The 20,163-nt window shown below is 66.6% G+C and carries 18 protein-coding genes and 1 tRNA gene; 6 read left to right on the top strand and 13 right to left on the bottom strand.

What is annotated here, in order from left to right:
• Window positions 1-44: 44 nt before the first annotated feature.
• A complete protein-coding gene (locus N2K99_RS11440; protein WP_227918299.1) occupies window positions 45-473 on the top strand; it encodes an HIT family protein in 429 nt (142 codons plus the stop codon).
• A gap of 20 nt (window positions 474-493) precedes the next feature.
• Here the strand turns inward: N2K99_RS11440 and hrpA are convergent, their stop codons facing one another.
• From hrpA to N2K99_RS11425, 3 genes are all read right to left on the bottom strand, one after another.
• Window positions 494-4,402, bottom strand: coding sequence for an ATP-dependent RNA helicase HrpA (gene hrpA / locus N2K99_RS11435; RefSeq protein WP_227933166.1), 3,909 nt, complete (start codon window positions 4,400-4,402; stop codon window positions 494-496).
• A gap of 13 nt (window positions 4,403-4,415) precedes the next feature.
• Window positions 4,416-5,414 (bottom strand): YafY family protein, encoded by a 999-nt coding sequence (locus N2K99_RS11430; RefSeq protein ID WP_227918297.1) that lies wholly within the window; start codon window positions 5,412-5,414, stop codon window positions 4,416-4,418.
• A 106-nt stretch (window positions 5,415-5,520) separates the two neighbouring features.
• The gene (locus N2K99_RS11425) at window positions 5,521-5,664 is read right to left on the bottom strand and encodes a hypothetical protein (protein ID WP_227933167.1); all 144 of its coding nucleotides are present in this window, start codon (window positions 5,662-5,664) and stop codon (window positions 5,521-5,523) included.
• Between the two features lie 92 nt (window positions 5,665-5,756).
• On the opposite strand from N2K99_RS11425, the gene N2K99_RS11420 reads away from it, so the two are divergent.
• The 3 genes from N2K99_RS11420 to N2K99_RS11410 all read left to right on the top strand — a co-directional run bounded on the left by N2K99_RS11420 (window position 5,757) and on the right by N2K99_RS11410 (window position 8,069).
• Window positions 5,757-6,734 (top strand): GlxA family transcriptional regulator, encoded by a 978-nt coding sequence (locus N2K99_RS11420; protein WP_227933226.1) that lies wholly within the window; start codon window positions 5,757-5,759, stop codon window positions 6,732-6,734.
• A 106-nt stretch (window positions 6,735-6,840) separates the two neighbouring features.
• Complete coding sequence (gene fabG / locus N2K99_RS11415; RefSeq protein WP_227933168.1) at window positions 6,841-7,614, top strand: 3-oxoacyl-ACP reductase FabG; 774 nt, start codon at window positions 6,841-6,843, stop codon at window positions 7,612-7,614.
• 2 nt (window positions 7,615-7,616) lie between these two features.
• On the top strand, window positions 7,617-8,069 hold the full coding sequence (locus tag N2K99_RS11410; protein WP_227918295.1) for a MaoC family dehydratase: 453 nt from the start codon (window positions 7,617-7,619) through the stop codon (window positions 8,067-8,069).
• A 139-nt stretch (window positions 8,070-8,208) separates the two neighbouring features.
• Here the strand turns inward: N2K99_RS11410 and N2K99_RS11405 are convergent, their stop codons facing one another.
• The 6 genes from N2K99_RS11405 to N2K99_RS11380 form a co-directional block, all read right to left on the bottom strand.
• Window positions 8,209-9,486, bottom strand: coding sequence for an ABC transporter substrate-binding protein (locus N2K99_RS11405; RefSeq protein WP_260554637.1), 1,278 nt, complete (start codon window positions 9,484-9,486; stop codon window positions 8,209-8,211).
• Entirely contained in the window at window positions 9,486-10,619 is a 1,134-nt protein-coding gene (locus N2K99_RS11400) for a branched-chain amino acid ABC transporter permease (protein WP_227933170.1), read from the bottom strand. The genes N2K99_RS11405 and N2K99_RS11400 overlap by 1 nt, the downstream gene beginning before the upstream one ends.
• A complete protein-coding gene (locus tag N2K99_RS11395) occupies window positions 10,616-11,494 on the bottom strand; it encodes a branched-chain amino acid ABC transporter permease (RefSeq protein WP_227918292.1) in 879 nt (292 codons plus the stop codon). Before N2K99_RS11395 ends, N2K99_RS11400 begins: the two co-directional genes overlap by 4 nt.
• Entirely contained in the window at window positions 11,494-12,213 is a 720-nt protein-coding gene (locus N2K99_RS11390; protein WP_227918291.1) for an ABC transporter ATP-binding protein, read from the bottom strand. The genes N2K99_RS11395 and N2K99_RS11390 overlap by 1 nt, the downstream gene beginning before the upstream one ends.
• Window positions 12,210-12,995, bottom strand: a complete 786-nt coding sequence (locus N2K99_RS11385) for an ABC transporter ATP-binding protein (RefSeq protein WP_227933171.1) — start codon at window positions 12,993-12,995, stop codon at window positions 12,210-12,212. Before N2K99_RS11385 ends, N2K99_RS11390 begins: the two co-directional genes overlap by 4 nt.
• A 114-nt stretch (window positions 12,996-13,109) precedes the next feature.
• The gene (locus tag N2K99_RS11380) at window positions 13,110-13,688 is read right to left on the bottom strand and encodes a TetR/AcrR family transcriptional regulator (RefSeq protein ID WP_227918289.1); all 579 of its coding nucleotides are present in this window, start codon (window positions 13,686-13,688) and stop codon (window positions 13,110-13,112) included.
• A gap of 200 nt (window positions 13,689-13,888) precedes the next feature.
• On the opposite strand from N2K99_RS11380, the gene N2K99_RS11375 reads away from it, so the two are divergent.
• Window positions 13,889-14,245, top strand: coding sequence for a DUF6176 family protein (locus tag N2K99_RS11375; RefSeq protein ID WP_227933172.1), 357 nt, complete (start codon window positions 13,889-13,891; stop codon window positions 14,243-14,245).
• Window positions 14,246-14,450: 205 nt separating this feature from the next.
• On the opposite strand, the gene N2K99_RS11370 is transcribed toward N2K99_RS11375, so the two are convergent.
• Window positions 14,451-14,523: transfer RNA gene (locus N2K99_RS11370), tRNA-Arg, on the bottom strand.
• A gap of 280 nt (window positions 14,524-14,803) precedes the next feature.
• Between N2K99_RS11370 and N2K99_RS11365 the strand changes: the two genes are divergently transcribed.
• Window positions 14,804-16,735 (top strand): HNH endonuclease signature motif containing protein, encoded by a 1,932-nt coding sequence (locus tag N2K99_RS11365; protein ID WP_227933173.1) that lies wholly within the window; start codon window positions 14,804-14,806, stop codon window positions 16,733-16,735.
• A gap of 359 nt (window positions 16,736-17,094) precedes the next feature.
• On the opposite strand, the gene N2K99_RS11360 is transcribed toward N2K99_RS11365, so the two are convergent.
• The 3 genes from N2K99_RS11360 to N2K99_RS11350 are packed head-to-tail and all read right to left on the bottom strand — an operon-like array spanning window position 17,095 to window position 19,977.
• A complete protein-coding gene (locus N2K99_RS11360; RefSeq protein ID WP_227933174.1) occupies window positions 17,095-18,612 on the bottom strand; it encodes an FAD-dependent oxidoreductase in 1,518 nt (505 codons plus the stop codon).
• The gene (locus tag N2K99_RS11355; RefSeq protein ID WP_227918285.1) at window positions 18,609-19,478 is read right to left on the bottom strand and encodes an FAD:protein FMN transferase; all 870 of its coding nucleotides are present in this window, start codon (window positions 19,476-19,478) and stop codon (window positions 18,609-18,611) included. Before N2K99_RS11355 ends, N2K99_RS11360 begins: the two co-directional genes overlap by 4 nt.
• A gap of 10 nt (window positions 19,479-19,488) precedes the next feature.
• The gene (locus tag N2K99_RS11350) at window positions 19,489-19,977 is read right to left on the bottom strand and encodes a hypothetical protein (RefSeq protein ID WP_227933175.1); all 489 of its coding nucleotides are present in this window, start codon (window positions 19,975-19,977) and stop codon (window positions 19,489-19,491) included.
• Between the last annotated feature and the right edge of the window lie 186 nt (window positions 19,978-20,163).

The raw sequence follows: 20,163 nt of genomic DNA, 5'->3' as shown, positions 1-20,163 counted from the left end.
CCCTGCCCGCTGCCGCCGCAAAGGGACAACCTGAAGGAGCACCCATGCCTACACTCTTTACCCGGATCATCAACGGCGAGATTCCCGGACATTTCGTCTGGAAGGACGACGACGTCGTCGCGTTCCTCAGCATCGGTCCGCTCAGCGACGGACACACCCTGGTAGTGCCGCGCGCGGAGATCAACAAGTGGACGGACGCACCGGCGGAGCTGATGCGCAAGCTCACCACGGTGGCGCAGGCCATCGGCCAGTCGCAGGTGGCCGTCTTCGGCTCGGAGCGGGCCGGGCTCAGCATTGCCGGCTTCGAGGTGGACCACCTGCACCTGCACGTCTGGCCGGCCAACTCGCTGCAGGACTTCGACTTCAGCCGGGCGGAATCCAACCCGGATCCCGAGCGGATGGCGGCCAACGCGGAAAAGCTGCGCCGGGGCCTGCGCGACGCCGGGCACGGGGAATTCGTTCCCGCAGCCTAGGCACCCGGGAAGGCCCCGGCCTAGGCCGGAGCCAGCGCTGAGTTCAGTGCGGTCCGGATCCGTTTCTCCGAAACGGTCCGGGCCGTTCCCAGTTCCTGTGCAAAGAAGCTGATCCGCAGCTCCTCGATCAACCAGCGGACCTCCGCGAGTTCCGGGGGAGTGCCGCGGCCGGGCGCAAGCGCCGCCACGGCGTCGTCGTACTCGTCCTCGAGGCGGTGGATCACGGCCATGGACAGGCCGTCCCGCTGTACGTTGCCCGGAAGCTTCTCCAGCCGCCGTTCAATACCGGCCAGGTACCGGGGCAGGTGCATCAGCTGCGCATAGCCGGTGCGGGCCACGAAACCGGGGTACACCAGGGCATCCACCTGCGCCCTGATGTCATTCAGGGCACTGATCAGCGCCAGCGAGGTGGTGCCCTTGAGCGCCTTGGTGATCCGCCGGGTGCTGGCCAGGATCTTCTCCACGATCGCCGTGACGGTGAAGACGGTGTCGATCAGTTCGGCCCGCACTGTTTCGTACAGGGCGTCGAACTCGGCCCGCGTCCACGGGAGTTTCTCCGGCGTGAGCTTGTCCACCGCGGCCAGCGTGCAGTCCTCGATGAGCGCAGCCACACTGCCGTGCGGGTTCTGGCTGAAGGTCAGCTTTTCGGTGTTGCTCAGGTGCTCCAGCACATACTTGGCCGGGCTGGGAACGCGCAGCACCAGCAGCCGGATGACGCCGGCACGCATAGCGGCCTGCTGCTCGCCGGCACTCTGGAAGATCCGCACCCCGGCGGTGCTGCCCTCGTCCACCAGCGCAGGGTAGCCGGTCACGGTGTGGCCGGCCACGAGCCGCTGGACCTGCTTCTCCAAGGTGCCGATGTTCCACTCGGTGAGGCCGGTCTGCTCCGCTACGGAGGAACCGGAACCAGCGCCGCCGGCGCCGATGGAACCGTTGCCGGTTGCGGCAGCTGAGGCCTTGCCCTTGGGCCCGCGCGGCTGCACGGTGGACGGGGTGGCGCCGAGGGATTCGGCAATGGCGCGGCGCGTGGCCGGGGCCAGGGACTCCTGCAGCGCCGCCAGGTCCTTGCCTTCGTCCAGCACCCGTCCGGCGGAATCCACCACGGTGAACGTCATCCGCAGGTGGTCCGGCACGGCATCCCAGTTCCAGGACCCCGGGGGAATGATGGAACCCTTCAACCGGCGCAGCACCAGCTCCAGGGACGGTTCCAGCTCGTCCGATGCCGGGTCGAAATCCGCAGCCAGCGCAGCAGCAGCCGAGCGGGCGACGTCGGGCGCCGGAACGAAGTTCTTCCGCACCGCCTTGGGCAGGGACTTGATCAGGGCCGTAATCAGCTCCGCGCGGAGGCCCGGGATCTGCCAGGCAAACGGCCCCGGGGTGAGCTGGTTCAGGAACAATACGGGCACCTCGACGGTCACGCCGTCGTTGGCCGAGGGGACGCCGGGGGTGAATTCGTAGGAGAGCGGGAGTTCGAAGGACCCGTAGAAGAAGGACTTCGGGAAGTCGTTCTCGTCGAGGCCCTCGGCATCGTCGGTCCGCAGCGCGTCCGGGTCGAAGTCCAGCAGGGACGGGTTTTCGTGCCGCGCGTGCTTCCACCACTTGTCGAAGTGCCGCTCGGAGACGACGTCGGCGCCCACCCGCTCGTCGTAGAACTCGAAGAGGGTTTCATCGTCCACGCGCAGCCCGCGGCGCCTGACCCGGTTCTCCAGCTCCTCCACCTCGGCCAGCAGCGCCTGGTTGCGGTGGAAGAACTTGTGGTGCGTGCGCCAGTCGCCCTCGACCAGGGCATGGCGGATGAACATTTCGCGGGAGAGCACCGGGTCGATGCGGCCGTAGTTGATGCTCCGCTGCGGAACCACCGGTACGCCGTAGAGGGTGACCTTCTCATAGGCCATCACGGCTCCGCGGCTCTTGGACCAGTGCGGTTCGCTGTAGCTGCGCTTGACCAGGTGCGGGGCCACTTCCTCGGCCCACAGCGGATCGAACTTCGCCGCCACCCGTGCCCACAGGCGCGAGGTTTCCACGAGTTCGGCGGCCATCACCCAGTCCGGGGACTTCTTGAACAACGCAGAGCCCGGGAAGACCGCGAACCGGGTACCGCGTGCACCGGCGTATTCGCGCTTGCGCTGGTCGTAGAGGCCGATGTGGCTGAGCAGGCCGGCCAGCAGGGACATGTGGATCTCCCGGTACTTGCCGACCGGGTCCACCGGCTCCGGGGTGAGCGTGATTCCCAGCGGCTTGGCCAGCTGCCGCAGCTGGGCAAAGAGGTCCTGCCATTCACGGATGCGCAGGAAGTTCAGGAACTCGTTTTTGCACAGGCGGCGGAAGGCCGAGGAGGAGAGCTCCTTCTGCTTTTCCTCCACATAGCGCCACAGGTTCAGGAAGCCGGTGAAGTCGGAGTTCTCGTCCACGAACCGCTTGTGCATTTCGGCGGCCTTCTGGGCCCGGGCGGGATCATCCTTGGAGGGGCGCTCGCGGGGATCCTGGATGGTCAGGGCGGCAGTGAGCACCATGACTTCCTTGGTGCAGCCGCGGTTGCCCGCTTCGACAATCATCCGGCCCAGGCGGGGGTCCACCGGAAGCTGGGAGAGCTTGCGGCCCACCTCGGTGATGCCGCCCTGGGGGTGCAGCGCCCCGAGTTCGCGCAGCAGCACGGCGCCGTCGTTGATTGCCTTGGAGTCCGGAGGCTGGACGAACGGGAAGTCGGCAACGTCCTTGGGTCCCTTGGCCACGCCCATGGCGGCCATCTGCAGGATCACGGCGGCGAGGTTGGTGCGCAGGATTTCGGGATCGGTGAATTCGGGCCGGGCCTCGAAGTCCTCCTGCGAATACAGCCGGATGGCGATGCCGTCGGAAACGCGGCCGCAGCGGCCTGACCGCTGGTTGGCGGAGGCCTGGGAAATCCGCTCGATCGGAAGCCGCTGGACCTTGGTGCGGTGGGAATAGCGCGAGATGCGCGCCGTGCCGGTGTCGATCACGTATTTGATGCCCGGGACCGTCAGGGAGGTCTCGGCAACGTTGGTGGCCAGGACAATCCGGCGGTTCCGGCCCGGGGAAAAGACCTTGTGCTGCTCGGCAAGGGAAAGCCGGGCGAAGAGCGGCAGGATTTCGGTGTTGGCCAGCCGGGGATTGCGGGAAACGGAGGAACGCAGGGCTTCTGCGGCATCACGGATTTCCCGCTCGCCCGAGAAGAACACCAGGACGTCGCCGGGTGCCTCGCGGGAAAGCTCGTCGACGGCGTCGCAGACGGCGTCCACCGGGTCCCGGTCCTCTTCCAGCTCGTCTTCGATGCCGTCTTCGTCGCTGCCCCCGTCCGCCGGCTGGTTCAGCGGGCGGTAGCGGATCTCCACGGGGAAGGTACGGCCGGACACCTCGATGATGGGTGCCGGGGTGCCGTTGAGGGCGAAGTGTTCGGCGAACCGCTGCGGATCGATGGTGGCCGAGGTGATGATGACCTTCAGGTCAGGGCGTGCCGGCAGCAGCCGGCGCAGGTACCCGAGAATGAAGTCGATGTTCAGGCTGCGCTCGTGGGCCTCATCGATGATGATGGTGCTGTACTTCTTCAGCTTCGGATCATGGCGGATCTCGGCCAGCAGGATGCCGTCGGTCATCAGCTTGACCTTGGTTTTCCGGCCGGTCTCACCGGTGAAGCGGACCTGGAAGCCCACTTCCTCGCCGAGCTCGACGTCGAGCTCGGAAGCGATCCGCTCCGCGACGGTGCGCGCGGCAAGGCGCCGGGGCTGGGTGTGCCCGATCAGGCCGTTCTCGGCCAGGCCCAGTTCCAGGCACATCTTCGGAATCTGCGTGGTTTTTCCGGACCCGGTTTCGCCCGCGATGACGGTGACCTGGTTGGCGGCAATCGCTGCCATGATGTCTTCGCGGCGCTCGGAAACGGGCAGCTGTTCGGGATAGGAAATTGTCAGTGCCATGATTGCCACCAGTCTAGTGGCTTGGCCGGACGGTCTTTCCGGATTCCGCCGTGGGCGGGATTTCGATGGCGCGCTGCAGCAGGGCGACTGCGCGGCGGGCCCGCTCGCGCATCTCCGGCGGGTCGAGGATTTCGAAGGGCACACCCCAGGCGGTCAGGTTGATCAGGGGCAGGTCCAGGGAATCCCAGCCGCCGCGCACGATGGTGTGCCCGGGGCCGTCCGCTTCGATGCTGGCCACATCCGGAGGCACCCGCTCGGCAACCGCCGCCAATGGTGCTGCCAGCCGCACTACCACGGTGTAGCGGTAGGGGTTGCGGGTAATCGATTCCTGGACGTACGCGGCGAGGTCCCGGGCCGGGAGGGGCCGGGGCGCGAACCGCTCGCGCGGGGCGGGCGTGCTGGTGCAGCGGTCCACCCGGAAGGTCCGCCAGTCGGAGCGGTCCAGGTCCCACGCGACGGCGTACCAGCGCCGGCCTGTGCCGACCAGCCGGTAGGGTTCCACGATCCGGCGTCCGGAGCCGCCGTCGGCCGCGGTGTAACGGAAGCTCAGGACCCGGTGCTCGGTGATGCCGGCGGAAAAGGCGGTGAGAATCACCGGGTCGACGCCGCCCGGCGGCCCGGCCAACGTGGAAACGGATTCGCGCAGGGCGGAGAACTTGGGACGGAGCCGCCCGGGCAGGACCTGTTCCAGCTTTGCCAGTGCCCGGACCGAGGCTTCCCCGATCCCGGTCACCGGCCCGGTTGCCACGGCGGCAAGCCCGAGTGCGACGGCGAGGGCCTCGTCGTCGTCGAGCAGCAGCGGCGGCAGCTGCGCGCCGGCCCCGAGCTGGTAACCGCCGGCAATGCCCGGGGATGCTGAGATGGGATACCCGAGGGTGCGCAGCTTGCCGATGTCCCGGCGTACCGTGCGTTCGGTAATGGACAACCGTTCCGCGAGCGCTGCCCCGGTCCACTCGCGCCGCAGCTGCAGCAGCGAAAGCAGCTGCAGGAGCCGAGCGGAAGTCTCCAACATGGAATCAAAACTACGCGCCAATGCGGTCGAAAGCTGACCTGTTCCGGAACTAATCCGGCCGGGTGGCTGCCTTTGTCGGCGGGGAGTCGGCGGGTCAGTAGGCGGGTCAGTAGACGGTCCCGTCCCACGAACGGTGGGACGGGACGTTGGGGAGCCGGCCGTGACCGTCACTGGACAACGCACGGACGGTCGCGCGGAGAACAAGTGCGAACGCAACAGCTGCGGCGAGGATCAAGAGCACGATAACCATGCCTCCATGCTGGCGCCGGATCCGCAGGAGAATAAGTGGCTGAAATGCCCATTACCGTAGAAATCCTGCCATCGGAGGAGCACACTGGCGGCATGCTCCAATCCGTAGCGGTCATAGTCCTGGACGGCGTGGCACCGTTCGAGTTCAGCGTGATGGCAGAGGTGTTCGGCATCGACCGATCCCGCCGCGGCGGGGGAGTGCCCGCCTTTGATTTCCGGCTCTGCACTCCGGACCCCGGCCTGGTGTCCACCAAGACCGGCTTCAGCATCACCGTAGACGCCGGGCTGGAGGCAGCGGCGGAGGCAGACCTCGTAGTGATGGCCCCCGGCGGGGACTACGACGCGATGGGAACGGATACACGGGTCCTGGATGTACTGCGCGACGCCCATCAGCGCGGTGCCTGGGTAATGAGTATCTGTACGGGCGCCTTCCGCCTCGCCGAGGCCGGGCTGCTGGACGGCCGGCGGGCCACCACGCACTGGATGTACTCGGCGGATCTGGCCGCCCGCTATCCGGCCGTCCACGTGGACGAGGATGTGCTGTACGTCCAGGACGGCACCGTCATCACCAGCGCCGGCACCGCGGCCGGGATTGACGCGGCGCTGCATCTGGTCCGCGTTGAATGCGGGGCAAAGACCGCTGCCGCCATTGCCCGCGACATGGTGGTGCCGCCCCATCGGGACGGGGGACAGGCACAGTACATTGACCGCGCCGTGCCGGGCGGTGTCGGCGACACCCTTGAGCCGGTACTGGAATGGATCGGTGAACATCTGGCGCAGGAACATTCCGTCAAGGCGCTGGCAGCACGGGCCGCCATGTCGCCGCGGACCTTCGCCCGCCGCTTCCGGGCCGAAACCGGGGCAACTCCGGCTGCCTGGATCAACGCGCAGCGGGTGCTTTACGCGCAGGAACTGCTGGAAGACACGGACCTCGGCATCGAGGAGGTGGCGCGGGCTGCAGGATTCGGCCAGCCCGAACTGCTGCGCCACCACTTCCACCGGGATGTCGGGGCCAGCCCTGCCGCCTACCGTCGGACCTTCCGGGGCGGAACCGTACGCCAGCCCCGCTGAGACCCGGCTTGCCGGCCTCCCGTTGCGCCCGTACCGTCCGGTCGGTACCCTCGGCAAAAGAGACGCAGCACACACTCCGTGGGCTGCCGCCACCGGCAGGAGAAACATGACAGAGGCACCAGCACAATTGGACCAGCGCACCGCCGTCGTCACCGGAGCAGGACGCGGGATCGGCGCAGCGGTTGCCATGCGGCTCGCAGCGGACGGACACCGCGTCGCCGTCCTTGACCTGCGGGAGGAGGACACGGCCGCCACCGTGGAGGCCATCAACAACTCCGGGGGCAAGGCCGTGGGCGTAGGCGCCGACGTCGCCGATGCCGCCGCCGTCGAGCAGGCAGTGGGCCGCATCGCCGAGGAACTGGGGGCGCCCACCATTCTGGTCAACAACGCCGGCATCCTCCGGGACAACCTGCTGTTCAAGATGACGGACACGGACTGGGATGCCGTGATGGGCGTGCACCTGCGCGGAGCGTTCCTCATGAGCCGGGCGGTGCAGGCGCACCAGGTGCAGCAGAAATGGGGGCGCATCATCAACCTCTCCAGCACTTCCGCCCTCGGCAACCGGGGCCAGGTGAACTACGCCGCCGCGAAGGCCGGCATCCAGGGCTTCACCAAGACGCTGGCCATCGAACTGGGCCGCTACAACGTCACGGTCAACGCGATTGCCCCCGGTTTCATCCAGACGGACATGACGCGGGCGACGGCGGAACGCGTGGGAGTGCCGTTCGAAGACTTCGTGGCGCATGCGGCGAAGGAGATCCCCGTGGGACGGGCCGGGAACCCGGCGGACATCGCTGCGGCGGCGTCCTTCTTTGCCCGAGAGGAGGCCTCGTTCGTTTCGGGACAGGTGCTCTACGTCGCCGGCGGACCGAAGGCCTAGCGGTGGCGCATTTCGGTTCCGTGCAGGAACTCGAGGAGGCAGTGGGGCACCAGGAGACCAGCGAGTGGGTCCTCATTGACCAGGAACGCGTCAACCTGTTCGCCGAGGCCACTGATGACCACCAGTGGATCCATGTGGATTCGGAACGGGCGGCCAAGGGTCCCTTCGGCGGCACCATTGCGCACGGCTATCTGAGCCTGGCCCTGCTGCCGGCGCTCGCCTCCGGCCGGTTCCGGGTGGACGGCATGGTGATGGGGGTGAACTACGGCCTGGACCGGGTGCGTTTCCCCCACCCGGTGCCGGTGGGCAGCCGGGTGCGTGCCCGGTCGGAGGTCATCTCGGTGGAGACCGTGGCGCAGGGCGTGCGGGTCAAACTCCTGGTCACCATCGAGATTGAGGGCGTGGACAAGCCTGCCTGCGTCGCGGAGTCGATTTCGCTTTACGTGCTGGGGTAGCTGACCCGGCACCGCTGCAACAGAAACGAGGGCCCGTCCGATTTGGACGGGCCCTCGTTTCTGTTGGGCTGCCTGCTTGCCGGTTGGGCTGCCTGCGTGCCGGTTGGCCGGCTTTGCTTGCCGGTTGGCCGGCGCCGCCCTACTCGGGCAGGCCGTCTGCCGGCATGGCAGGCCGTTCTTCGGTGTACTCCTCCACCTCGTCACCTGTTACGACGAACGGGGTGCCGAAGTAGGACTGCACACCGTTGTCCACCCGGGTCAGCATTGCGCCGGTGTATCCCTGGTGGCTGTCTTCGCCGAAGCCCAGCGGTGCGTGGCCGTTGCCGGTGACGTTGCCGGATTCGAGTGCTTCGAGCAGGGACTCCCGGGTCGGGTTCTCCCCGGCTTCCTTGAGTGCCTCAACGAAGAGGTAGCCGATGGACATTCCGAAAATGGTGTTGCCGTCAAACGGAGCCCCGGCGTTGTATTCCTCGTTGATCTCGGCGAATTTTGCCGTCCATTCGTCCTCGGAGTCCGAGTAGGCAGGGAGGTAGTTGGCGCTGACGAAGCCCTGGAGCAGCTTGTTCGTGTTCTCGCCCAGGTATCCGGACAGGGTGTTGTAGTCTCCGCCGGCCGAGGACGCCATCCACTGCGGGAAGTAGCCGAGCTTTGCGGCCGTCCCCACTGCCTGGGCGCTGAAGCCGTTGATGGTGGCCAGGAAGTTCACCTCGCAGCCGGCTTCCTTCATCGCACTGATCTGCGCCGCGATGTCGGTATTGGCCGTGGAATAGACCTGGGCGTCGGCCAGGCCGTCCTCTCCGAGCACCGCTTCAAGCCCCGCCTGGAATTCCTCGCCGAAGTCATCATCCTGGCCGAAGAAGCAGTAGGTCTTGTCCGGGAACTCTTCCTGCGCGTAAGTGGCCAGGATCCGGGACTCGGTGGGGTAATCCACCATGAAGCCGTAGGTGTACGGGTAGTCCTCGGGCTGGTTCCAGGTGGGACTGCCGGAAGCCACGAAGAGATCCGGCACCTCGTTGTCGTTCACGAAGTCCAGGACGGCGCTGTGCGGCGGCGTGCCGAGACCGCCCACCAGGGCGAAGACCTCGTCCTGGAGCACCATCTCGCGTACCGCTGTCTGGGTGTTGGCGGGGTTGTAGCCGTCATCCTTCACGATGTACTCAATGGTGCGGCCGTTGACTCCGCCGTTATCGTTCACGTAGTCGAAGTACGCCTTCGTGGCCGGTGAAATCGTGGAGTAGCCGGCCGCTGCCGGTCCGGTGAGCGGCTGGTGGGTGCCGACGGTGACGGTGGTGTCGGTGATTCCGGGAACGTCTTCGGCAGCTGGCTCGCCCCCTTCGTCCGGTGAAGCACATGAAGCCAGGCCGAGGGCAGCGGCTGCAAGGACGGCGGTACCCAGTCGGAGCTTGGAACGGATCATCATTGACCTTTCGGGGTTGCCGGTAGCTGCTCGGGCTCGTGCCGGGCGGATAACCGGGTTGGTGTACTGGATGCTGGTGATGGTGCGGTTTTGGGGGACTGCGGCGGAACGGAAACGGAACGGGACGGACCCAGCCGGCGGCCGGCCCGGACCAGCAGGCCCTGGATGCCCTGCGGGGCCAGCAGCACCACGAGGACCAGGACCAGTCCGAAGATGGCAACCGCAAGGTTGCCGTCCAGCCGCTGGGCCAGGTCCGTGGAGAGTTCGAGCCGGGAAGTGGCCGTGCTGATCAGATGCGGCAGGGCAACCAGGAGCACGGCGCCCCAGACTGCTCCGGTCAGGGAACCGATGCCGCCGACCACGGCGGCCATGAGCAGGAAGAGGGAGAACACCAGTGAATAGGCGCCTGGACTGGCACTCTGCGTGGTGTACGCCAGCAGGCCGCCGCCCATGCCGGCCGCGGCCGAGCTGAGGACGAAGGCGGTGACTTTGGTGCGGGCCGGGTTGATGCCGGCGAGTGCCGCCGCCACCGGGTTGTCCCGCACGGCCCTCAAGTGCCGGCCGAAGCGTCCGTGCAGCAGGTTCGCCAGCAGGGTCAGGACCAGGACGGAACAGACGACGGCGAGCCACGCCTGCCACGCTTCATTCGACACCATGCCGCGCAGCGAGGACGGGCGTTTTTCCACGGAGATCCACAAACCCTGGTCGCCGCCGAGCACTGAGGAAAAGGTGCTGGTGACCGCGGGAAGGGCCACCACCAGCGCCATGGTGAACCCGGCCAGATAGGGGCCGTGAAGCCGCCCGGCAGCGAGTCCGATCACCAGGCCGAGGACGGCTGCACCGATGACGGCTGCAACCAGCGGCACCAGGAGCAGCAGCGGGCCCTCCGTGCCGACGTCGGCCATCGTGTTGGCGGTCAACGCGTAGCTGTACGCTCCGGCGGCCATGAGGGCTGCCTGCCCAAGGGACAGCTGGCCGCCGGCGCCCGTCAGCAGGGTGAGTCCGGCGATGCCGCACAGATAGGCGCAGGCAATGGCGAGCTGATACGAGGAGAACGACGGGATGACGAACGTGAGGCCAATCAGCAGGACCATCGCTGCCCCGGCAAAGCCGTACCGCTTGGTGACGCTCATACCGTCCGCTCCTTGGTCATTGAGAAGATTCCGCCGGGGCGGACCAGCAGCACGGCCAGCAGCAGGACCAGGATGGCGATGGGAGCCAGCGTGGCGCCCCCGTAGCCGCTGACCCAGCTCAGCAGCACGCCCACCGCCAATCCGCCCAGGACGGCACCGGCAGGGGAGTCCAGTCCGCCGATGACGGCAACGGTGAACGCATAGACGAAGACCGTGTCCGCGGCATGCGGGTTGAGCCCCAGTTCGGTGGGGATGACCAGCAGGGCGGCGAGTGCGCCCAGGGCGGAGGACATGGCCCAGCCAAGGGTGAGCATCCGCGAGGTCCGCACGCCGAGGAGCCGGGCCAGATCGGGGGCGAAGGCGGAGGCCCGCAGCCGCAGTCCCAGCGGCGTCTTCGTGAACAGCAGGACCAGGCCGCCGACCAAAAGGGCTATGCAGGCAAACACGAAGAGGTCATAGGAGGAGAAGACGGTGATGCCGAAGATCTCCACCGGGTTTGAGCTGAACGGCGTCACCATGGTCCGGTAGCTGTTCCCGAACACCATGCCCAGGATGGCCTGGATCAGCATCAGCAGGCCGAGGCCGGCAATGACCGGATTCAAGGCGGAGCCGTTGCCCACAAAGCGCATAACGCCGCGTTCCACCAGGGCTCCGATCAGGAAACCCGCTAGGAGCGCTGCGGCAAGTCCCGCCCAGTAGCTCCCGGTGAGGGCGGTGACCGTGAAGGCGATGTAGGTTGCCGCCACCGCCATGGCGCCCTGCGCAAAGTTCACGATCCGGGCGGCACGCCAGATCAGCACCAGGGAGAGCGCGAAGGCAGCAAGTACTGCCCCGCGGGCGAGGCCGTCAAAGGTGAGGAAAAGAAATCTGTCCATTAGAACCCCAGGTAGGTGTGGCGGAGGTCGGTGTCTTCGGCCAGCTCGGCCGCCGGCCGTGAGGCGACAATCCGGCCCAGGTTGAGTACGACGCCGTGGTCCGCGACCGCGAGCGCGCTCCGGACGTTCTGCTCGATCAGCAGGACGGTCAGGCCGGTGTCGTCGCGGAGGCGGCGCAGCATGCCCAGGATCTGTGCGGTCACCTTGGGTGCCAGCCCCAGGGACGGCTCGTCCAGCAGGAGGAGCGACGGTGCGGCCATCAGGGCCCGCCCCAGCGCAAGCATCTGGCGCTCGCCGCCGGAGAGCTGGTGTCCGGCAGCCTTCCGGCGTCGTGCAAGCGGTTCGAAGAGTTCGTACATCCCGGTGAGCACCTCATCCGCTGCCTTACGGTCCTTCCGCCACAGTCCGCCCAGGCGCAGGTTTTCATCCACCGTCAGTTCGGTGATGACGCCGCGGCCTTCGGGAACCAGTGCGACGCCGTGGCGCACCATGTCCTCGACCGGCACCCGGGTCAGGTCCTTGCCGTCCTTGATGCGGATGCTGCCGGCCGAGGGCCGCAGCTGGCCGGTGATGGTCCGCAGGAGGGTGGTCTTTCCGGCGCCGTTGGCCCCCACAACAGTGGTGATGGAGCCTTCCGGAACGGACAGGTCGATCCCGTGCAGTACGCGGACGGCGCCGTAGCCTGCACTGACGCCTTCCAATACCAGTGCGCCGGTCATGCCACCTCAACTCCCAGATAGGCATCTGCGACGGCCGGATCGGCGCCGATTTCGGCTGGTGTGCCTTCGGCGATGAGGCGGCCGAAGTCCAGCACGGCGATGCGGTCGCAGACCTCCATGACCAGGTCCACGTGATGTTCCACGAGCACCACCGAACACCCGTCTCCGGGCACGGTGCGGATGATGGACGCCAGTTCCTCAATGTCGTCGTGGCTGAGTCCGCCGGCAGGTTCATCCAGCAGCAGCAGCCTCGGTTCGCTGACCAGTGCCCGGGCCAGGGCCACCTTCTTGCGGATTCCGTAGGGGAGGGTGTCGGGCAGGGAGGCAGCGTACCCGGCAATGCCGAGGGCCTCCAGTGCTTCCATCGACCGCTCCGCGAGCCGGGCTTCGCGTCGGACGGAGCCCGGCAGGGCCAGGAGATCGAGCCCTCCGCGTGAGCCGGCTGCCAAACCTGCCGTGACGTTCTGCAGCACGGTCAACCCGGGGAACAGGCCGAGCCCCTGCAGGGTGCGTGCTACTCCGAAGCGGGTCAGGCGGTGCGGACGAGGGGTAAATCCCTGTCCATCCAGTTCCAGGCTGCCTTCCGTGGGTGGGAACACCCCGCAGATCACGTTGAACAGGGTGGTCTTTCCTGCTCCGTTGGGACCCATGACCCCCACGATCCTGCCTGCGGGGATGTCCAGGGACACCGAGTCCAGCGCGGTGAGTCCGCCGAACCGAACGGTGATCCCGTCCAAGCGGAGACGCGGCGGTTCCGACCGGTCGGTATGTTGCTCCTGCATGAGTACTCCATCGTCTCTGCTCTAACCTTGCATGGTGCTGTCTTGAAGGTGGTGCGGGAGGTGCGGTGGTGCGGTATTGAGGAGGTGCTGTGGTGATCTGGTGCGGTAAATCGGTTACTTTGCCTGCAGTCCGGCCAGGTAAAGATCGGTCAGTTGCGCCGCTGCCTGTTCGCGGCTGATGGACCCGCCGGGGGAGTACCAGTACGAGAGATAGTGCGGGTCGGAGAAGAAGTTGGCCGCCAGCACAGGTATCGGAATATCGGTGCGGAAGACGCCGTCGGACTGGCCGCGGACCAGTAGGGCGGTGAACGCCTCGTTGTATTCGCGTCGCCTCCGCTTCACTTCCTCTTGACGGTCCTCGCTGAGCATGTGCTGGGAGCGGAAGAACACGGATCCTTCACGGATCCAGTCGATGGACGTCATGATCACGTCCTCGCAGACCAGGCGCATGGTTTCAACCGCAGGCAGCCCCCGCCCGATAATCTCGGTCAGGTGCTCGCGCTGGAGGGTCAGGATGCGGTCGTAGATGTCAAAGAGCAGGTCGTCCTTGGAATTGAAGTAGTGATAGAGAGCGCCTTTCGTCACCCCTGCCGCGTCAACGATCTGCTGCACGCTCGTTTTTGCGTAGCCGTGCCGCGCGAAAAGCTCCACGGAGGTCCGTGCGAGCTCTTCCTTGATGTTCAGGGTCTTCATGCGGGGTGGTGTCCGGGTTTCTCGTGATGCGGACCGGCGGTAGGAACCGACCGGTTGGTATGTGCGAACACCATAACCCCGAAGGGGGCAGGCTGCGCAAGGGTTTGGCCGAAAGAATTCCGGCGGGCGGTCCCGTCACACCTTCAGCCCGTGCGTGAAGCGTCCCATGCATCCCCGGTGGTTCCCCTAAAGTCGTGCGCATGACTCCTTCCGTGCACCCGCCCATTCCGTTCGAGCCTGCTGCCCGGGACTTCCCCGGCTGGACCATGCCGCCGTCCGTGCCGAAGGGCATGCGGATGGAATTGAGCAGGGCACGGCTGCTGGATTCCCGCGAGTCTTCGTTCGACGACTGGATGGCAATGCTCCACGAGCGCTACGACGAATGCCTGGCCACGCTGGGCAGGGAACTCATGGCGCTGGAAGCCACGTTCCTGAACCAGGAGGCGGACGGGTCCTGGTGGATGTACCACTTCCAGCTGATGGGAAATGCGAGCCCCGGGCTCGTACCCGACAACCCCTTGGACCAGGCACATCTGGAGTACGGGAAACTGACCTAGTATCCCGGGTGGGAGGAGCTTCAGCCGCGGTTCTTCCTTTGCCCGCCGGCAGTGCGTGCCGCCGTCGAGGATGCCGGGGCTGCCGGGGCCTCCGGGGCCTAGGGTGCTGCCGGGGGCTCCGGGGACTCCGGGGCCTAGGCGCAGGCGCAAAACAAGAAGAACCCCGCAGCCGGGGGCTGCGGGGTTCTTCTCTTATGTCTCAATGTGCCCTCGATAGGATTCGAACCTACGGCCTGTTGCTCCGGAGGCAACCGCTCTATCCCCTGAGCTACGAGGGCAAGGACTCCGGTAAACCGGCAGGTCCTGTGGGACTCAAGAAGCTTAGCAGGTTTCAGGCGGGCGGGGAAAACCTGCTCCTACCGCGGATGGGCCGGGCGCCGGACTCGTTTCCGGTGTTGTTCCCGAAGGCTTAATTTCGTCGTCTGAAAACCGGCCCCGTTGGTTCGTTTGTGCGGGTAGGTAGTGACCTTCGAAAGACAGGTATTTCCGGTTTCCGGAAGGGTCGTTTTTGAGACGTTTATAGGCCGGAAATGTCAGTGCCGGATGAAATCCTGAGGTATGGATCAGCTCGGGAATGCAGAACCGACAACTGAAGAGCAGAGCGGTCAGGGCCGGCAGCCGGAAGGGCAGGCCGGTGACTCGGAGGCGCCCTGCTCTCCCATCACTTTGGCGGTCTACTGGGCGGAACCTGCCGTCGAGCCTGCCGGCCCTGCCGGGGCCGCTGCCGCGGGTACCCCTGCTTCTGCTGCCACTCCCGAGAACGACGCCGAGTCCGGCACCGGGCCAGCCGGCAATCCTGTTCCTGATGCCGGGCCTGGCCTTCCCGATCCATCCGACGCCGAGCCATCTGATTCCGGAACTCCCGCCCCCGAATCAGAGGCTCCCGCCACCCCCGATTCCGGAGCTGATAGTTCTGCCTCCTACCCGGACGGGTTCACCGGGAGGTTGGCGCTGCAGAACATTGAAGCCTTCGACGAGCACACGGTCGGTGAAGCCCTGTCCCGGATGGCGCATTTGATGTCCTGGGTGCAGGCGCTGGAGGCACGTTTGATGGTCCGGATGCAGGAGATCTTCCGGGAGGACTTCCACGCCGCTTCGGGGCGGCTCGAACCCGGAATGGCGTTCAGCCTGGCAGCGTCAGAATGTGCAGCCATTTTGAACATTCCGCAGGTCACCGCCCAGCGGATGATGTTCGAAGCGGGCAAACTTTGCGGGACCCATACCGCCACCTTGGCCGGGCTGGAGGAAGGACGGCTGTCCTACCAGCACGCCCTGGTTGTGCTGGACCAATGCCAAGACGTGCCAGAGGCGAAACTGCCTGGGTTTGAAGCCGACCTACTGGCAGCTGCGGAGGGCCAGACCCGGGCACAGTTCTCCTGCAAAGCCCGCCGCCTGCGCGAAAGGAAGTTTCCGGACACCGTCAGCAAACGGCACCTGACCGCGTTCGAACAGCGGAAGGTCACCCTGGACCGGGAAGAGGACGGAATGTCCTGCCTCTCCGCCCACCTGCGAGCTGCGGAAGCGCAGCAGATCTACACGGCACTGAGCACTGCGGCCCATGGCGAACAGTCCGCCGGGGATTCCCGGACCACGGATCAGTTGCGTGCGGACATTCTGGCTCAGTTGCTGATGGGCGGCCTCGGCTCAACCCGTGTCACGGATACCGGCGGGGCCGGCAGTCGCGGTAGCGACGGGACAGGCCATACGGGTGACGGTGCAGGCTGGACCGGCCGGAGTGGCGGTGCTGCCAGTCGCGGCCCGGCTCGAGCTGGCGAGGCGGGAGAGGCAGCCGGTGAGAGTGGAACCGGTGGCGGAGCAGCAACAGGTGCGCACGGAACCGGGGGAGGCGACGCTGGACCAGACGAGGGGATCGTCCCTCGGGCGGAAATCATGGTCCTGATCAGCGCGGAAACCCTCTTTGGCGCCGATGACCAGCCCGCCGAGCTGCACGGTTACGGGCCCATCAGTGCCGAAGCGGCCCGCAGGCTGGCCCGCAACGCCGCCGGTTGGACCGGGCTGGCCCAGGATCCGCAGACCGGAGAAATCCTGGGCGTGGGACGGCGGCGAAAAGTCCCGGCCGGGCTCCGCCGATGGCTCCGGGCCCGGGACGGAACCTGCAGATTCCCCGGCTGCCGGGTCAGCACCGCGAACGCGGACATTGACCACACCATCGATTGGGCAAAAGGAGGTCCCACCGATCACGGAAACCTGGAACACCTGTGCCGGCGTCACCATCGGTTCAAGACCCTGGGTTTCTGGAAAGCGTGCCAGCCCGAACCCGGGGTGATCGAGTGGACTTCGCCTACCGGACGTGTCTATCGCACAGAACCGTTTTTGGAACTCGGCCCCCCGGACACGGCACCTGATCCGCGGCAGGACCCGCGACAGGAACATGGACAGGCAGATCACAGGCAGACGGAGCATATGCAGAAGGATCACGCGCGAACGAAGCCCGAGCAGAAGGAACCGGAACAGGTTCCTCCGTTCTGAGCGGCCGCTCAGGAGAATCGCGGAACCCCGGGCAGCAGGGGTGCAAGCCCGGACTCGTGTCTGGAGGAGCCTGCTTCCAGCGGGCCTGCCGTCTTCCCGCGTCCGCTTTAGGGAGTCCCAGATCTTTAGGGAGTCCCAAATCTTTAGGGAGTCCCAGAACTGGAACGACTTATCGCTCTGGGGGCTCTGCGGCCGGGTAACGCTTGTAGATCGTCAGACGTACAGGCCGTGGGGGGGGCGACATTTCCAGCCGCCGAGCGAAGCACCCGGCATCTAGGTGGATGGGCGACGGCCGAAGCCGGCATGCTGTGCGCCTGAGCAGCCCGGGAACGGGTCCTTCGTAGCCCCGGAACGGTTCCTTAGTACCCCAGGAACGGGTCGGTGCGGACCCGCCTGCCGCCGGCACTCCGAACGGCCTTGCGGGCAGCAGCCACCGCCCGGGGCGACCCCGAAACATAAGCTGTCCGAGCTGCCAGGTCAGGAACCTCCGCACGCAGGACCGCAGCATCGGGAAGCCCCGGACCCAACCAGGTCCAACCCGGGATCGCCGGATCCGACGGAGTGCAGACCAGAACCCGAACCCCCAGTTCCTGCAGCTCATCGGCATAGGCGAGTTCAGCCGCAGAGGATGCCGCGTAGACCAGCACAATGTCCCGGCCCTCCCCGCGGACCTGCCGCAGCTGGCTGATGAAAGGAGTGATGCCGATACCCGAAGCGATCATCAGCACCGGTGTCCGGGCGTCCCGCGGCAAGAGGAAGTCACCGGCAATGGTCGTGGCGGCTACCTCCGCTCCGGGGCGCATCTTCAACAGGGCAGTCTTGAAAGTGCTGCCCGGTTCGGCCACGCGAAGCCCCACCGCCACCGTACCGGGTTCCGACGGCGCGGTAGTGATGCTGAAAATGCGCCGCGACCCCCGCGAGTCCGGCTCAAAATGCGGCACGGCAAGTTCCATGTACTGGCCGGCATGGAAGCGGACAGGATGAGTCGGCTCGAACACCAGTTCACGGGCCGTAGGGGTCAGCTCCCGGGTTTCGCGCAGCCGCAGCCGGACAGCTCCGCGCTGGCCCACGACGAACGCGAGGACATTCCCGACCAGCAGCGCCAGCTCCGGGGACATCATCACCGGGCCAAGGGACAGCGGAACGGCGAAGAGAACACCAACGACGACGGCCTCCGCCAGGCGCTGGGAGCGCAACGGAGGCAGGGTAAGCGGTTCGGTAAGCATGAAGCCGGCCAGGAACACCAGGGGATAGCTTCCGACGATGGTGGCCAGGGCGTAGGAGACGGACTCACCGCCCGCGAGGAAGCGGGCCAGGACAATAACCCCGGCAGTAAGGGCGAAAACCCCGGCCATTGGCAGCAGGCGGTTCCGGTACAGGACCAGGATGGCGGCCGGAAGGACAGCGATCAGCATGCCCGGAGTCGCAACCCACCAGACGGCACCGCCCAGCCCGGTCACTGCGACCGCAAACGCACCCGCCGCAGCCGGGTTGAGGATGTGCCGCCGCCGGAACACCAGGAGATATTTGGAAGCCGTCGCCACTGCTCCGGCCAGGGCCACGCAACCCAGCTGTACACCGTCGGTGCTGGGCCAGAAGAGGAAAAACAGGAGCAGGCCGGTGATCAGTGAGGAGTCGGTCTGCGGACGGGTGCGAAGCAGCAGCCCGGCCACACGGCTGGTGACGAGGGTGGAGGCCACCGCCGTCACCGCCGTCGCTCCCAGCTCTGCCGGTGTGTAGAACAGGACGCCGGCAAAGGAGAGGACAAAGGACCAGGCAGCAATTGCCAGCAGCACCCAGACCGTGAACCGGTACATGGTCCAACGCCCCAGGAAGGTGTTCAGGGTGCGGGGAGCGGCGGGGGCGGAAATGCTCATGGGAATAGGACTCCAGCCATTGCAGGGGAATAGTCGGCCCGGCCGTCAGTGAACATCCGGACATAGTCAAAGGTGAACGTACCGGCCAGTTCCTGCGGATCGGCGAAGAACAGGGCAGTGGCCAGGCCGTCCGCCGTCATGGCGTCCGCCGCCAGCACCCACGTGGCCGCCACGGTATCCACAGGGGAACCGGTGCGGGCGTCGAGCACATGGTGCAGTCCGTCTCCCCACTGCCGGCGGTTGACGGCCGAGGCGCACAGTGCACGGTCCGAGAGGGTCAGCACCCCGAGGGCCCGCTTCGCGTCATACGGATGCTCCAACGCAATCCGCAGGGGAGCGGCGCCGGCATGGCGCAGGTCCGAACCGGCGTCCACCACATACTCCCGGTGACCTGCGGTTTCCAGGACCTCGCTGACCAGGTCCACCAGCTGGCCCTTTCCGGCGGCACCGATATCGAAGGTCACCGGCACGGCAGTGGTCAGCGTGGTTCCCCGGCCGTCGGCGGTCCAGGACACGGTATCCGTCCAAGCAGCTGCGGGAGCAGGCGGCCCGGAGGGCAGGAAGCTGTATCCGGCGTCGTACCCCAACACCTCCAGCGAGCGCCCCACCAGCGGGTTAACCGCGCCACGGGTGATCCGCTGCAGCGAATCGAAGAGCCGCAGCAGCGGCGCGGCCGAAGCGGGCAGGGCAAAGCTGCCCGCAGCCTCGGCCATCCGCGCAACCGTGGAATCGGAGCGGAAGCGCGAATAGGTGCGGTCATAACTGTCGACCACGTCCGCGACCGCAGCCCGGGTGGCGGAATCCAAAGGCGCGGCAGTGGAGAGGGACCACTGCGTGCCGATCGCCTCGAACCCCAGGGTGTGCACGGGTGCTGTCCTAGGAGGCAGCTTCGGACCGGATGGCGTCCAAGGCGCGGTTGAAGCCCTCGCTGGTCAGCGAGGATCCGGCCACCTTGTCCACGTCCAGCTCGTCGAGGTTCCTGCCGACCACCTGCTCCTTGACACCGGCGGTGAACTCACGCTGGTACTGCTTGGACGTCGGGTTCTTCTGCGAGGTCTCCACCTCCAGCTCCGTCACCACGCCGCCCTCGAGCCGCAGCGTTACGTCCACGTCTTCGGAAGTGCCCGACGGCGGGATGTAGCTTCCGGTGCCGGAGTACTCACCGTCGGCGTAGCTGCCGGAACCGGCTGCAGCGTCGGAGGATGCTGCGGGGGAGGAAGCTGCGGAAGACTCAGGGGAGGAAGCGGGGGACTTCGCCGGAGCTTCGCCGGCGTCGACGGTTTCCTCGCCCGCGGCACAGCCGGCGGCAGACAGCAGGGACAGGCCGGCGGCGGCACACAGCAGGGACTTGCTCGCTCGGTTCACGGTTCTCCTTGGAGTGGGGGCGCTTCGGTCACGGGCGGGCACACGATAGGCACACGCGTGGAAACCGGCCCGGGGTTCAACGGTTCCCTTTCATTACATCGCATCATTGGTGCCGGTGCTGGATCCGCACAGCGTAAGGCCTGTCATACAAAACAGGACCCGTGCTGCACCCGGCTATGCTTAACC

The organism is Arthrobacter sp. zg-Y1110 (genome assembly GCF_025244865.1).
GTDB lineage: Bacteria > Actinomycetota > Actinomycetes > Actinomycetales > Micrococcaceae > Arthrobacter_B.
This window is presented reverse-complemented; position numbering and strand designations above follow the sequence as displayed.